The organism is Stenotrophomonas sp. 96582_Sma, from assembly GCF_056480905.1.
In genome coordinates this window covers 1,818,814-1,833,015 of sequence record NZ_CM151122.1, presented here as the reverse complement: position 1 = coordinate 1,833,015, position 14,202 = coordinate 1,818,814, and the positions used below count along the sequence as shown (strand labels likewise).

General features: G+C 67.3%; 12 protein-coding genes and 1 pseudogene. 6 read left to right on the top strand and 7 right to left on the bottom strand.

Translation table 11 applies throughout. The features are described 5' to 3' along the window. The first annotated feature begins 50 nt into the window (after nucleotides 1–50). The 5 genes and pseudogenes from ACZK2R_RS08610 (at nucleotide 51) to ACZK2R_RS08590 (ending at nucleotide 4,236) form a co-directional block, all read left to right on the top strand. On the top strand, nucleotides 51–569 hold the full coding sequence (locus ACZK2R_RS08610) for an RNA polymerase sigma factor (protein WP_229301232.1): 519 nt from the start codon (nucleotides 51–53) through the stop codon (nucleotides 567–569). After that, nucleotides 566–1,569, top strand: a pseudogene (locus ACZK2R_RS08605) (hypothetical protein). The gene ACZK2R_RS08610 and the pseudogene ACZK2R_RS08605 overlap by 4 nt, the downstream one beginning before the upstream one ends. A 40-nt stretch (nucleotides 1,570–1,609) precedes the next feature. Next, complete coding sequence (locus ACZK2R_RS08600) at nucleotides 1,610–2,206, top strand: IMPACT family protein (protein WP_049400110.1); 597 nt, start codon at nucleotides 1,610–1,612, stop codon at nucleotides 2,204–2,206. Then, the gene (locus ACZK2R_RS08595; protein ID WP_032128297.1) at nucleotides 2,199–3,971 is read left to right on the top strand and encodes an ABC transporter transmembrane domain-containing protein; all 1,773 of its coding nucleotides are present in this window, start codon (nucleotides 2,199–2,201) and stop codon (nucleotides 3,969–3,971) included. The genes ACZK2R_RS08600 and ACZK2R_RS08595 overlap by 8 nt, the downstream gene beginning before the upstream one ends. Nucleotides 3,972–4,041: 70 nt before the next feature. Beyond that, entirely contained in the window at nucleotides 4,042–4,236 is a 195-nt protein-coding gene (locus tag ACZK2R_RS08590) for a hypothetical protein (RefSeq protein WP_005409247.1), read from the top strand. A 265-nt stretch (nucleotides 4,237–4,501) separates the two neighbouring features. Here the strand turns inward: ACZK2R_RS08590 and ACZK2R_RS08585 are convergent, their stop codons facing one another. The 3 genes from ACZK2R_RS08585 to ACZK2R_RS08575 form a co-directional block, all read right to left on the bottom strand. After that, nucleotides 4,502–5,626, bottom strand: coding sequence for a prephenate dehydrogenase (locus ACZK2R_RS08585; protein WP_107432444.1), 1,125 nt, complete (start codon nucleotides 5,624–5,626; stop codon nucleotides 4,502–4,504). After that, nucleotides 5,623–6,531: a pyridoxal kinase gene (gene pdxY, locus ACZK2R_RS08580; RefSeq protein ID WP_125895578.1), complete on the bottom strand. Its 909-nt coding sequence runs from the start codon at nucleotides 6,529–6,531 to the stop codon at nucleotides 5,623–5,625. The genes ACZK2R_RS08585 and pdxY overlap by 4 nt, the downstream gene beginning before the upstream one ends. Nucleotides 6,532–6,985: 454 nt before the next feature. Beyond that, a complete protein-coding gene (locus ACZK2R_RS08575) occupies nucleotides 6,986–8,185 on the bottom strand; it encodes an MFS transporter (protein WP_164162773.1) in 1,200 nt (399 codons plus the stop codon). Nucleotides 8,186–8,257: 72 nt separating this feature from the next. Between ACZK2R_RS08575 and ACZK2R_RS08570 the strand changes: the two genes are divergently transcribed. Continuing rightward, complete coding sequence (locus tag ACZK2R_RS08570) at nucleotides 8,258–9,055, top strand: AraC family transcriptional regulator (protein WP_049463047.1); 798 nt, start codon at nucleotides 8,258–8,260, stop codon at nucleotides 9,053–9,055. Nucleotides 9,056–9,147: 92 nt separating this feature from the next. Here ACZK2R_RS08570 and dnaJ read toward each other — a convergent pair whose 3' ends face one another. From dnaJ to hrcA, 4 genes are all read right to left on the bottom strand, one after another. Beyond that, nucleotides 9,148–10,272, bottom strand: a complete 1,125-nt coding sequence (gene dnaJ / locus ACZK2R_RS08565; RefSeq protein ID WP_032128292.1) for a molecular chaperone DnaJ — start codon at nucleotides 10,270–10,272, stop codon at nucleotides 9,148–9,150. 154 nt (nucleotides 10,273–10,426) lie between these two features. Next, complete coding sequence (dnaK, locus tag ACZK2R_RS08560) at nucleotides 10,427–12,352, bottom strand: molecular chaperone DnaK (protein ID WP_032128291.1); 1,926 nt, start codon at nucleotides 12,350–12,352, stop codon at nucleotides 10,427–10,429. Between the two features lie 182 nt (nucleotides 12,353–12,534). Next, nucleotides 12,535–13,050 carry a nucleotide exchange factor GrpE gene (gene grpE / locus ACZK2R_RS08555; protein WP_032128290.1) on the bottom strand — a complete coding sequence of 172 codons (516 nt, stop codon included), beginning with the start codon at nucleotides 13,048–13,050 and terminating at the stop codon, nucleotides 12,535–12,537. Between the two features lie 63 nt (nucleotides 13,051–13,113). Next, nucleotides 13,114–14,178, bottom strand: a complete 1,065-nt coding sequence (gene hrcA / locus ACZK2R_RS08550) for a heat-inducible transcriptional repressor HrcA (RefSeq protein WP_032128289.1) — start codon at nucleotides 14,176–14,178, stop codon at nucleotides 13,114–13,116. Nucleotides 14,179–14,202: the final 24 nt, after the last annotated feature.

Here is a 14,202-nt window from a genome sequence, read left to right as displayed (position 1 = left end):
TTACCCTGTACGCCGTGGAAGCCAGCGCACTGCCAACCGATGAAGCCTTGATGCTGGCCTGGGCCGGTGGCGACCTGCGCGCGTTTGAAAGCCTGTATGCGCGCCATCGCAAGCGCCTGTTCGGCTTCCTGCTGCGGCAACTGCGCGACAACGCGCTGGCCGAGGAGATCTTCCAGGACGTCTGGCAGCGGGTGATCAGCGCCCGTGCGGGGTGGCAACCGGACGCGGCGTTCAGCACCTGGCTGTTCCGCATCGCCCACAACCGCCTGAACGACCATTGGCGCGCCGCCCGCCACCGGCCGGCTGCCCCGGCCGATGCCGATCTGCGCCTGGCCGCGATCGAGGATGGACAGACCCCGGAAGGCGAGCTTTCCGAATTCGAACAACGTCGCCGCATCCAGCTGGCGATGGAACAACTGCCGCCCGAGCAGCGCGAAGTGCTGCAACTGCGGCTGGATCAGGAACTGAGCCTGGAGGAGATCGGCCAGATCACCGGCGTAGGCCGGGAAACCGTGAAATCGCGGCTGCGCTATGCGATGGACAAGCTGCGTGCGGGATTGAACGCATGAACCGAGACGAACCGCTGACGCCGGAAGAACGCGAGCTGGCCCGGCTGCTCGGCCGTCGCGCCGAACAGGCACCGCCCGCCGCACTGGACGCCGCCATCCTGGCCGCGGCCCGCGCTGCCGTGGACGCTCCGGCTGCCGATGCGGTCGCCTCTCCCGAAGCACCACGTACGCAGCGCACACGCCCGCGTTGGCCGGCGGTGTTCGGCATCGCCGCCTCGATGGTGCTCGCCATCGGCATCGCCTGGCAGCTGCGTCCGGAACCGCCACCGATTCCGGCGGGTGAGGCCGCTGTTGCGGCGGCACCGGCTGCGGCAGAAGACGTCGCGGCTGCCGATCAGGCCGCTGAGCGCAGTGCAGCCGACAGCGCGGTGGCGACTGCGGAACCGGCCGCTGCGCCCGCAGCACCCGAGGCAGCCCCGGTTGCCGCTGCCCCGGCACCGGCCATCGCGCGCGCAAGCAAGCCTGCGCCGGCCGAGACCGCTGAAGCGCCGGCCCAGGCTGCACGATCGATGGCTGCGGATGCGGCCGCCGATACCTCCTTTGCGGCCCTGCCGCCCGCTCCGGCCGCAGCGCCGGCAGCAGCCCCCCTGCGCCTCCGGCTCCCACCGCCTACTCGGCACCCGCGCCGCTGATGGCGCCGGTTGTCGCCAGTGGTTCGCTGAAGGCGCGCTCGGCAGGCACGCCAGAGTCCAACAGCGTGCAGGCCGAACAGGCCCCGGCATTGGACCGGGTAGAAATCACCTCGATGAAGCGCGAGGCTCCCAGCCGTTCCGCACCTGGCATCATGCGCCGCGGCAGCGATGCGGGCCTGAGCGCGGATGCCGTGCAGGCCGAGGTGGACGCTGACGCACGACTGCCGCGCCGGCAGTGGCTGCAGAAGATCCGTACACGACGCGACGACGGCCAGCGCGATCTGGCCCGTGCCAGCCTGGAGCGCTACATGCAGCAGTACCCGGAAGCACGCCTGCCGCGCGACCTGCGCCCGCTGCTGGACGACTGAAGCGGACGGGAATACCCGGCAACCCCGTAGAATGACGGGAATGCTCGATACTCTCGCCCAGCCGGTCAGCCACACGCTGGAAGTCAAACACAGCCGTTTCATCGCCCATGCCGCGCCGATCGATGGCGCCGCAGCGGCCATGGCGTTCCTGCAGCAGGTTGCGGTGGCCGATGCCACCCACAACTGCTGGGCCTACCGGCATGGGCAGGACTATCGCTCCAGCGACGATGGTGAGCCGGCCGGCACGGCTGGACGTCCGATTCTGGCGGCGATCGACGGCCAGGGTTTCGACCGGGTGATGGTGGTAGTGACGCGCTGGTTCGGCGGTATCAAGCTCGGTGCCGGTGGCCTTGTGCGCGCCTACGGCGGCGCCGCCGCCGAGTGCCTGCGCACCGCCCCGCGCCTGCCGCTGGTGGCGATGGCCCGGCTGCAGCTGCTGGCCGGCTTCGAGGACCTGGGTACCCTGCATGCCACCCTGCCCGCCTTCGGTGCCGAAAAGCGCGATGAACAGTTCGATGCCAATGGTGTGTGCCTGCGGATCGAATTGCCTGCCGATCAGGTCGACGCATTGAAAATCCGCCTGCGCGACGCCACCCGTGACCGTATCCGCATAGAAGACGACGACCAGGATGACTGACAAGGACGACGCCCCCGCTTCGACCCCGCCGCTGCGGCGCCTCGGCAGCCTGCGCACGCTGTGGCCGTTCGTGCGCCGCCACAGCGGCCTGTTCACCGCCTGGCTGCTGGCCCTGGCGGTGTCTTCTGCAGCCACGCTGAGCCTGCCTCCGGCGGTGAAGCAGATGATCGATCACGGTTTCAGCAGCGGCGGCCAGATCAACCGCGCCTTCGCCCTGCTGATGCTGGTGGCGGTCGTCATGGCGTTGGGCACGGCCGCGCGCTTCTACTTCGTATCGTTGCTGGGTGAAAAGGTCGTGGCCGACCTGCGCAGCCAGCTGTATGCCCACCTGATCCAGCTGGGCGCCGGCTTCCACGACCGCAGCCGCAGCGGAGAGCTGGTCTCGCGCCTGACCGCGGACACCGAACTGCTGCGCAGCGTGGTCGGCTCGACCATGTCCGTAGCATTGCGCAGCACGGTCACCGTCATCGGCAGCCTGGCAATGCTGTTCGTCACCAGCCCGCGGCTGGCCGCATGGTCGCTGCTAGGCATTCCGCTGGCGGTGCTGCCGATCATCATCGGCGCGCGCAAGCTGCGCACGGTCGCACGCAACAGCCAGGACCGCATCGCCGATGCCAACAGCCTGGCCAGTGAAACCCTGGGTGCGGTACGCACGGTGCAGGCACATGCACGCGAGCCGTACGAGCGCGGGCGCTTCGACAAGGCACTCGGTGATGCCATCGGCGCCGCCCGTCGCCGCATCGGCGCACAGTCGCTGGTCACCGCCAGCGCCATCCTGCTGGTGTTCGGCGCCATCGTCGGTGTGTTGTGGCTGGGCGCGCACGACGTCATCGACGGCCGCCTCAGCGCCGGTACGCTGGGCCAGTTCGTGCTGTATGCATTGATCGGTGGCGGCTCGGTGGGCGCGCTGGCCGAAGTGTGGAACGAACTGCAGCGCGCGGCCGGCGGCATGGGCCGTATCGGCGAACTGCTGCAGGAAGACATCGAGATCCGCGCGCCGGCACAGCCGCACGCGCTGCCGCAGCCGCTGCGTGGCGAGATCCGGTTCGACGACGTGGTGTTCCACTACCCGCAGCGACCGGACCAGGCCGCACTGGACCACTTCAACCTGCACGTGCACCCCGGCGAGACCGTGGCGCTGGTGGGTCCGTCGGGGGCGGGCAAGAGCACGGTGCTTTCGATGCTGCTGCGCTTCCATGATCCAGCCAGCGGCCGCATCGACGTGGACGGCATCGACGTGCGCCAGGTCGACCCGGCCGAGCTGCGTGCGCAGCTGGCGCTGGTGCCGCAGCAGCCGACGCTGTTCGCTGCCAGTGCGCGCGACAACATCCGCTATGGCCGCCTGCAGGCCAGCGACGCCGAAGTCGAGGCTGCCGCGCGTGCTGCCGAGGCCGATGGCTTCCTGCGCGCGTTGCCGCAGGGCTATGACAGTGAGCTGGGCGAGCGCGGTGCCCGCCTGTCCGGTGGCCAGCAGCAGCGTGTGGCGATTGCCCGTGCGCTGCTGAAGGATGCGCCGATCCTGCTGCTGGACGAAGCGACCAGCGCGCTGGACGCGCAGAGCGAGCACAGCGTGCAGCAAGCGCTGGAGCGGCTGATGGCGGGCCGCACCACACTGGTCATTGCCCACCGCCTGGCCACCGTGCTCAAGGCCGACCGCATCGTGGTGATGGACCAGGGCCGCATCGTCGCCGAGGGCACGCACGCACAGCTGCTGGCCGAAGGTGGACTGTACGCTGAACTTGCGCGCCTGCAGTTCATCGATTGATGACGTCCGGCTAACATCGGCGCGGCCAAGCTGGCCGCGCAACAACCGCATCCGCTGAAGGAGGTGCACGATGTCGTTCCGTCAGTTCCCCGCCGTCGACAGCAACGGCGAAAGCCACATCATCATCGAGTTCAAGCCCGAGGCGAATGGCAGCGGGCATCACTCTGAAGCCACGCCACGCTACGAACTGGATGACGGGCGGCCGCTGGTGCGCGATGGCCGCGAGTTCACCACCAGTGGCGGCGAGCTGCGACTGACGATCTGAGGTTCGCCGGGCATGACCCGGCGCTACCCGATTTCGTATCGCCCCGCTCTGGCGGGTGTCGACCTTGATCGACCCGCTTTCTTGCCTCTGGTAGGTGTCGACCTTGGTCGACACACCTTTTGCCCAAGGCGGTCGAACATGGCTCGACTCTACAAATGGCGTGATCAATTTTTGGCCAAGCATCTTGACAGCCTTTGCTGGCAGGGCCTGAGCGAGGTTATCCACACGTTTGCTCAGGAACCATCCACACCGCCTGTGGATGAATTCAGCCCAGCACCCGCCCAATGCCGCTGGCGTCCACGTCGGCTGCTGCCCGGGTGATCGCCGCCGCATCGCTGCCGGCCACGAACCCGATGCGAAAATGCACTTCGCCACCAGGCGTGCGCGAGGAATGGATCGAAGCCAGGCTGATGCGATGCTGCTCGAACACGTTCAGCAGCTCACGCAGCGAGCCGGGCCGGTCTTCCGGCAGGTGCACCGACAACGCATTACGCTCGGTCAGGTCAGCCAGCAGATAACCCACGCGTTCAAAGGTGTAGTTGCCGTCCGCCAGCGCCTGCTCGCCGAAGGCACTGCGGTTGGCCGAAAGCAGCTGCTCGCGGAATTCACCACGCGCACGGTCGTCGCCCTGCCCGACCTGCGCCTGCAGGGCCTGCAGCTGGCCGACCAGCCGTTCCAGCATCGGCGCCACGTACGGGTTACCGAACTGGATGTCTTCGTAGATCGCCGGGTTGAGCGACAGGATGCGCGAGATGATCGCCGTGTCCAGCTCGAACGATGCCGAGCGGTACGGCATCATCGCGGCCAGATCGCCCAGCTGCGGCTGGTACTGGCGCAGCACGCCGGCCTGCGCCAGGTGGGTGGCATGCACCATCGCCTGTACCAGCGCCATCATCTGGTCGTGGTGCTGCGGCGTGGCCCGCACGCACTCGGCCTGCAGCGCAGTGCACAGCGTATCGACCCATGGCTGCCAGTGCTGCAGCCGCGCTTCGCAGACCACCATCACCCGGCCCTTCAGGGTCGGCGCCTTGGGTGGCGCGGTCATCGGGTGCAGGCCAACCACTTCGGCTTGAGAGGCCAGCATCGCCTGCACCGGCGCTTCCTTCACCGAGGTCACGTCCAGCCACAGCCGGTCCTGCTCACGGCCGGCCGACTGCCGCACGTACTCGGCAATCAGAGCCGGCGTATGCCGGATCGGTGCCGAGAACACCAGCACGTCGGCCTGCGCCAGCAGCTGTTCCGGCGTATGCGAGTCCGGATCGGCCGGATCGTGGCCGATCACCTGCAGCTGCATGTGCTGCTGGAAGAAGCGGCTCAGCCAGCGCCCATAGGCGCCGGCACTGCCGACGATGCCGACCGTGCGCGGCGTGCGTTCGAGCAAGCCGCTCATGCCACGCGTTCGGCGCGGAAGCGCGTGCCTTCGGCCAGTGCGGCAGGCGCCGCCGCGATCACGTCGAACTCTTCGAAGCCATTGTCCAGAGTCGCCTCCAGCGCCGCATGGGTACCGGCAATCGCACGCGAAATCACCTGCTGCATCGATTCACCTCGCAACAGGAACGACACCACCAGCGACATCAGCACGTCACCGGTGCCGGCCACGTCCACCGGCAGCAGCGGCGAAGTCCAGCGCCAGGTTTCCTCGCGACCGACCGCCAGGGTCACCAGCTCACCCGGGTTACCGCCCACGCTGTGCGCGATCACCCAGTGCGGGCCACGGTCCAGCAGCGTGCGCGCGGCGGCGATGGCATCGGCCTCGGCCAGTGCCGGCATACCGGTCAGACGATTCAGTTCGAAGGCGTTCGGGGTCACCAGCCAGGCATGCGGCAGCAATCGCTCGGCGAAGATCGCCTCCAGGCCCGGTTCCACGTAGGGGCCGGTGTGGGTGTCACCAATCACCGGATCCAGGCAGTAACGCAGCTGCGGACAGGCCGGCAGGATGTTGTCCAGCCAGTCGGCGAAGGCGGCACCGTTGGCGGTGCTGCCGAAGTAGCCGGACACCAGCATCTTCGCCCGCTGCGGCAGGCTGCGCTCGTGGGTGCCCAGCAGCAGGTCGGCGAACCAGTCGGCGGGCAGCACGCGACCACGCGTGGTGTCGTAGAACGGCGCGTTGCTCAGCAACACGGTCGGGATCTCCGCCACGCGCACGCCGAGTGCGCGCATCGGCGGTACGGCGGCGCTGTTGCCGGCGTGGCCGTAGACAAGTTGCGACTGGACCGAGATGACATCGATCGGCGACGGACCATCCGGCCGCTGGCGGCGGCCGTGGACCAGGTGGTTATCAAGGGATTCGCTCATGGCCGCATTCTACGCCCAAGGGAGTTTTCGGCAGGGCTTGCAGCCCTGCACCTGCTCAATGCAACGGCAATCGCAACGGCCGAAGCCAAAGCGGCCTTCCGTGGGGTGGCGGGGCGGTGTCGGAGTGCGGGGATGCCGCAAGTACGTCCTTGTAGGCTTGGCAGCGGCATCCATGCCGCTGACACCCCGCAATCCGACACCGCCCCACCTTCGACAGGTTCACGCGGCTGTTGGTAACTGCGCCTGTTGTTCCGCGCGGCTGTTGGTAGGTGTCGACCTTGGTCGACACATCTGTCAGATATCGAATGAATTCATCCACGCATGGCGTGGATCTACCGTGTCGACCAAGGTCGACACCTACCGGACCCACCCCGCCAACCCGCGGAATGCAGGCTTTTGACGTTGACGTTGATTCAGCAGGTGCAGGGCGGCAAGCCCTGCAAACCCCACCCCCTCAGTGAGCAGCAGGCCGCGACGGTGGCAGCCACGCCGCCACGATGCCCAGCAGCGGCAGGAACGCGGTCAACTGGTAGACGTACTCGATGCTGGTCTTGTCCGCCAGCAGGCCCAGCACAGCCGCCCCAAGCCCACCCATGCCGAAGGCGAAGCCGAAGAACAGGCCGGACACCATGCCGATGCGGTGCGGCATCATCTCCTGCGCGTACACCACGATCGCCGAGAACGCCGACGACAGCACGAAGCCGATCAGCACCGCCAGCACGGTCGTCCACAGCAGATCAGCATGCGGCAGCATCAGCGCGAACGGCGCCACGCCCAGGATCGAGGTCCAGATGATCGGCTTGCGGCCGATGCGGTCACCCAGCGGGCCACCAAGGAAGCCGCCGGCGGCGGACGCCACCAGGAACGCGAACAGATGCAGCTGGGCCTGCGCCACCGGAATGCCGAAGTGGTGGATCAGGTAGAAGGTGAAGTAGCTGCCGATGCTGGCCATGTAGAAGTACTTGCTGAAGATCAGCACCAGCAGGATCGCCAGTACCTTGGCCACGGTGCGCGGCGGATGCCGCGGCGCCATCGCAGCCGTGCTGACCGGTCGTGGCGTGCCCAGATGCAACGCGTACCAGCGGCCGACATAGGTCAGCAATGCGATGCCGATCAGGGCAGCACCGGCAAACCACGATGCGGCGTGCTGGCCATACGGCACGATCACTGCGGCGGCGATCAACGGGCCCAGCGCTGTTCCGAAATTGCCACCCACCTGGAACACCGACTGCGCGAAGCCGTGACGGCCGCCCGAGGCCAGTCGCGCGATGCGCGAGGCCTCCGGATGGAAGATGGCCGAGCCAATACCGACCATCGCCGCAGCCATCAGCACAACCGCGTAGTTCGGTGCGAAGCCGAGCAGCAGCATGCCGCACAGGGTCGAGGCCATGCCGATCGGCAGCGAGTACGGGGCTGGGCGACGGTCGGTGGCCATGCCGATCAACGGCTGGAAGATCGAGGCGGTAAGCTGGTAGGTCAGCGTGATCAGACCGATCTGGGTGAAGCTGAGATTGAAGCCGCCCTTGATCACCGGATAGATGGCCAGGATCAGCGACTGCATCATGTCGTTGACGACATGCGAGGTGGAGATGGCGGCCAGCACGCCGGGGGCCACCGGGCGTGAGGTCGTTGCGGGAGAAGCCAGGGTCGACATGGACACAGTCAGGTTGGGGGCGAGCCACGCATGCTACGGTGGCCTCCCCCTCCCTTCTGCCGCGTTCGGGTCATGGCATATCGCAAAAAGGACACTCCCTGCCCGGTCCGCGAGACTGCGCCGTGGAACGAGGTTCCGGTGCACCGCCCGGTGACCTGCCGCGCCCGCCACTACAAACCCGGCACCCACATCGCGCCCCACCGGCATCGCCGTCACCAGCTGGTGTTCGCCATGTCCGGACTGATGGTGGTGCGTGCGGATGGCGGCCGCTGGGTGGTGCCCTCGACCCGCGCGATCTGGGTGCCGGCCGGCATGGCCCATGCGGTGGACTGCATCGCTGAGGTGCATATGCGCAGCCTGTATGTGGAACCGGACTTCGCGCCGCAGCTGCCGGACGAGGCGTTCGCGGTACAGGTAGCGCCGTTGCTGCGCGAGCTGCTGCTCGCCGCCAGCCTGATCGAGACCGCGCATGTGGATGACAGCCGCGACGGCCGCGTGGTGCGCCTGCTGCTGGACGAGCTGCACCGCATGGACGTGCTGCCGCTACACCTGCCCTCGCCCTCCGACCCGCGCCTGCAGCGGATCTGCCAGCACATCCAGAAACATCCCGGCGACGACGCCACCCTGCAGGACTGGGCGCAGGCGCTGCAGGTGGACGTGAAAACCATCCAGCGTCATTTCGCCAGTGAACTGGGCATGACCTTCGGGCAGTGGCGGCAGCAGGCGCGGCTGTTGGCCGCCCTGGAGCGACTGGCGGTCGGCGACAAGGTCATCGATGTCGCGCTGGCGATGGGCTACGACAGCCCGAGTGCATTCACCAGCATGTTCAAGCGCCAGCTCGGGCAGACGCCGGCGGCGTTTTTCCGGTAGCGCCGGGCCATGCCCGGCGGCGGCAGTGCGGCACCACAAACGAAAACGCCGGGCATTGCCCGGCGCTGTCGTTCAACACATGCGTCGATGGATCAGGACGTCATCCGGTCCCAGAAGCCCTTCACGCCATCCATGAAGGTGGCCGACTTCGGCGAATGCTTGCGCGCTTCCTCACCGACGAAGGTGGCTTCGAACTGCTCCAGCAGCTTGCGCTGTTCGTTGGTGAGGTTGACCGGGGTCTCCACCACCACACGGCAGTACAGGTCGCCTTCGCTGCGGCTGCGCACCGAACGCACGCCCTTGCCACGCAGGCGGAACAGCTTGCCGGTCTGGGTCTCGGCCGGGATGCGGATCTCCGCTTCGCCGCCCAGGGTGGCCACGCGCACGGTGTCACCCAGTGCCGCCTGCGAGATGCGGATCGGCACTTCGCAGTGCAGATCGTCGCCATCGCGCTGGAAGATCGCATGCTCGCGCACGCGCACTTCCACGTACAGGTCGCCCGGCGGCGTACCGGCCGGACCGGCCTCGCCTTCGCCCTGCAGGCGGATGCGGTCGCCGGTATCGACGCCCGCCGGCACCTTCACCGACAGCACCTTGTCTTCCTCGACACGGCCATTGCCGTGGCAGGTCTTGCAGGGCTTGGCAATGATCTGGCCGCGGCCGCCGCAGTTGTGGCAGGCCTGCTGCATGGCGAAGATGCCGCGTTGGATGCGCACCTGGCCGCGGCCATGGCACACGTTGCAGGTCTCGACCTTGCCGTCTTCGGAGCCACTGCCATCGCAGTCGCCGCACTCGGCCAGGGTCGGGATCTCGATGCGGCGCTCGACGCCGCGCACGGCCTCTTCCAGGTCCAGTTCCATCACGTAGCCGATGTCGGCGCCACGACGGGCCTGGCGCGGACCACCGCCGCCACCGCCAAAGATGTTGCCGAAGATATCGCCGAAGATATCGTTCATGTCCGGGCCGCCCGGACCGCCTCCGCCCATGCCGTGCTCGAACGCGGCGTGGCCATGGCTGTCGTACATGCGGCGCTTGTTGCCGTCGGACAGCACTTCGTAGGCTTCCTTGCACTCCTTGAAGGAGGCTTCGGCCGCCGCATCACCCGGGTTGCGGTCCGGGTGGAACTTCATCGCGCAGCGACGGTAGGCCTTCTTCAGCTCTTCGTCGTTGGCGGTGCGGGCAACGCCCAGCACTTCGTAGTAATCGCGCTTGCTCATATCGTGAATCGGGTTCCGGAAAGTCGGGATTCGTCAAAGCGGAAGAGCGGAACCAGGTCCGCTCTTGCGTCGGGCGCCCCGACACGCCGGTGGGCGGTCAGGACCCTGATGCGACAACGGGACGCTGATGGCCAGCGTCCCGTGTCGGTCCGGATCAGGACTTCTTGTCGTCCTTGACTTCGGTGAACTCGGCGTCCACCACGTCATCCTGCGGCTTGCCCGCATTGCCAGCGTCGGCACCCGGGGCGGCACCGCCCTGGTCGGCCGAAGCGGCGGCGAACAGCGACTGGCCGGCTTCTTCCAGTGCCTTCGACTTGGCTTCGATCTGTGCCTTGTCGTCACCCTTCATCGCGGTTTCCAGGTCGGCCAGCGCCGCCTCGACCTTGCCGATGACATCGCCGCCGACCTTGCTGCCGTGCTCGGTGATGGCGCTGCGGGTGCCGTGGATCAGGGCGTCGGCCTGGTTGCGGGCCTGCACCAGCTCCTGGAACTTCTTGTCTTCTTCGCGGTTGGCTTCCGCGTCGGCGACCATGCGTGCGATCTCTTCCTCGGACAGGCCCGAACCGGCCTTGATCTCGACCTTCTGTTCCTTGTTGGTCTTCTTGTCCTTGGCCGACACGTGCAGGATGCCGTTGGCGTCGATGTCGAAGGACACTTCCACCTGCGGCAGGCCGCGCGGGGCCGGCTCGATGCCGGACAGGTCGAACTTGGCCAGCGACTTGTTGAAGCGGGCCTGTTCGCGCTCACCCTGCAGCACGTGCACGGTCACGGCCGACTGGTTGTCCTCGGCGGTGGAGAACACCTGCGAGGCCTTGGTCGGGATGGTGGTGTTCTTCTCGATGATCTTGGTGAACACGCCGCCCATGGTCTCGATGCCCAGCGACAGCGGGGTCACGTCCAGCAGCAGCACATCCTTGACGTCGCCGCCCAGCACGCCGCCCTGGATCGCAGCACCCAGTGCCACGGCTTCGTCCGGGTTGACGTCCTTGCGCGGTTCCTTGCCGAAGAACTCGGTCACCGCCTGCTGCACCTTCGGCATGCGGGTCTGGCCACCGACCAGGATCACTTCGCTGATGTCGCTCGAACGCAGGCCGGCATCGTTCAGGGCAACGCGGCACGGCTCGATCGACTTCTTGATCAGGTCTTCCACCAGCGCTTCCAGCTTGGCGCGGGTCAGCTTGATGTTCAGGTGCTTCGGACCCGAGGCGTCAGCGGTGACGTACGGCAGGTTCACTTCGGTCTGCTGGGCGCTGGACAGCTCGATCTTGGCGCGCTCGGCGGCGTCCTTCAGGCGCTGCAGGGCCAGCGGATCCTTGCGCAGGTCGATGCCCTGGTCCTTGTTGAACTCTTCAACCAGGTACTCGATGACGCGGTTGTCGAAGTCTTCGCCGCCCAGGAAGGTGTCGCCGTTGGTGGCCAGCACTTCGAACTGCTTCTCGCCGTCGACGTTGGCGATCTCGATCACCGAGACGTCGAAGGTGCCGCCGCCCAGGTCGTACACCACGATCTTGCGATCCTTGTTGTCACCCTTGTCCAGGCCATAGGCCAGCGCAGCCGCAGTCGGCTCGTTGATGATGCGCTTGACGTCCAGGCCCGCAATGCGGCCGGCGTCCTTGGTCGCCTGGCGCTGGCTGTCGTTGAAGTAGGCCGGCACGGTGATGACCGCTTCGGTGACCTTCTCACCGAGGAAGTCCTCGGCGGTCTTCTTCATCTTTTCCAGCACCTTGGCCGAGATTTCCTGCGGGGCCATCTTCTTGCCGTCGCTGGTCGACACCCAGGCGTCGCCATTGTCATGGGCCAGGATGCCGTACGGGACGTGCGCGATGTCCTTCTGCACTTCGGCGTCGGTGAACTTGCGGCCGATCAGGCGCTTCACCGCGTAGAAGGTGTTCTTCGGGTTGGTGACGGCCTGGCGCTTGGCCGAGGCGCCGACCAGGACTTCGCCGTCCTTGGTGTAGGCGACGATCGACGGGGTGGTGCGATCGCCTTCCGAATTCTCGATGACGCGGGCCTTGCCGCCGTCCATGATCGCCACGCACGAGTTGGTGGTGCCGAGGTCGATACCAATGATCTTGCCCATGGGGGAGACTCCTGAGGATGCTTGTTGGGGTCAGTCCGGCCGCTCGGCCGGTGGATGAATACGATGTGGGGGGGGCTCGTGGAACATTCAAGCCACCTCCCGAACGCTGTGTTCAGCGCCTGGAAAACCTTGCCAGGCATGGCCTGGCACGACCGGGACCGGGCATGGCCCGGCCCGGCCGATCAATCGGCGGCCACCACCACCAGCGCCGGCCGCAGCAGGCGCTCGTTGAGCAGGTAGCCCTTCTGGAACACGGTCACCACGCTGCCCGGGGCGGCGCCCGGGGTCGGCACCTGGCTGATCGCCTGGTGGTGTTCCGGGTTGAACGGCTGGCCGATCGGGTCCAGCAGGACCAGGCCGTTGTCGGCAGCGACCTTCAGCAGCTGCTTGTAGGTCAGCTCCAGGCCTTCGCGCAGCGGATGCGGGTCGTCGCCGGCGGCCTTCAGGCCGGCATCCAGGCTGTCGAATACCGGCAGCAGCTCGCCAAGCAGCTTCTCGTTGGCGAACTTGCGGGCCTGCTCAATGTCACGGGCAACACGCTTGCGCTGGTTCTCGAGGTCGGCGCGCTCACGCAGCGCATCGGCCTTGATCTGCTCGACTTCGGCGCGCAGGCGCTCCACTTCGTCGTTGACGCCGGCGGCGGCGGCCGCATCGGCGGCAGTCTGCTGGGATTCGATATCTGGATGTTCGTGGTTCATGTCTGGGTCCCTGGCGGTCAGTCTCCGCCTCCACCCACCCTAGTGTGGGCGGGATGCTGCGTTTCAAGCGTCGGATGTTCCGGGAGTGCGCCCGGCCGGTGAAAAGGCCGCGCCGAGCACATCGGCAGTGGCCTGGACCAGCGGAATCATGCGGTCGTAGGCCATCCGCTTGGGGCCGATCACGCCCAGCACGCCCAGTACCTGGCCATTGGCGGTGTACGGGGCGGTGACCAGCGAGACCCCCTGCAGCGGCATCATCCCGGTCTCCTCGCCAATGAAGATGCGCACCCCCGGGGCCTGGATGGTGCGCTCCAGCAGCTGCAGGATCTCGCGCTTGCTGGAGAACAGCTCGAACAGTTCGCGCAGGCGCTCCAGGTCGGACAGGTCCTGCACCCCCATCAGGCGGGTCTGGCCGGCCACCAGCATGTCGTCGGCGGCCGGCTGCAGGGCCTGCTCGGCCAGTTCGATGCTGTGCGCCAGCAGCTGCTCCAGCTCGGAACGGGCATCGCGCAGCTCCAGCAGCAGGCGGGTGCGGATCTCGGCCATCGGCAGGCCGGCGAAATGGGCATTGAGGTAGTTGGCGACCTGCTCCAGCTGGCCTGGCGCGAAGTCCTGGCGGGTCTCGATGACCCGGTTCTGCACCTCGTTGTCGGCAAACACCAGGATCGCCAGCACCCGGCGCCCGTCCAGCGCCACGAAATCGATCTGGCGGAAGGCGAACTGCTCGCGCCGCGGGGCGCTGACCACGCCGACGAAGTGGCTCATCGCCGACAGCAGCTCCGAGGCGCTGCCGAGCAGGGCCTGGGTGCTGCCGCCGCTGGCCAGCTCCTGACGCAGACGGGCCAGCTCGCCCTCGCCCGGCGGCTGCATCTGCAGCAGGCTGTCGACGAACACCCGGTAGCCATGCGCGGTCGGGATGCGCCCGGCCGAGGTATGCGGCGACGCCAGCAGCCCCAGGTCTTCAAGGTCGCCGAGGATGTTGCGGATGGTGGCCGGGCTGACCTCCAGGCCAGCCACACGCGCCAGCGTCTGCGAGCCGACCGGCTCACCGTCCTGGATGTAACGCGCAATCAGCGTGCGCAGCAGATGGCGCGCACGCGGGGCAAGCTGGTCGGGAGAACCGTGCATGGAATCAACCTGTGAGACACGGAC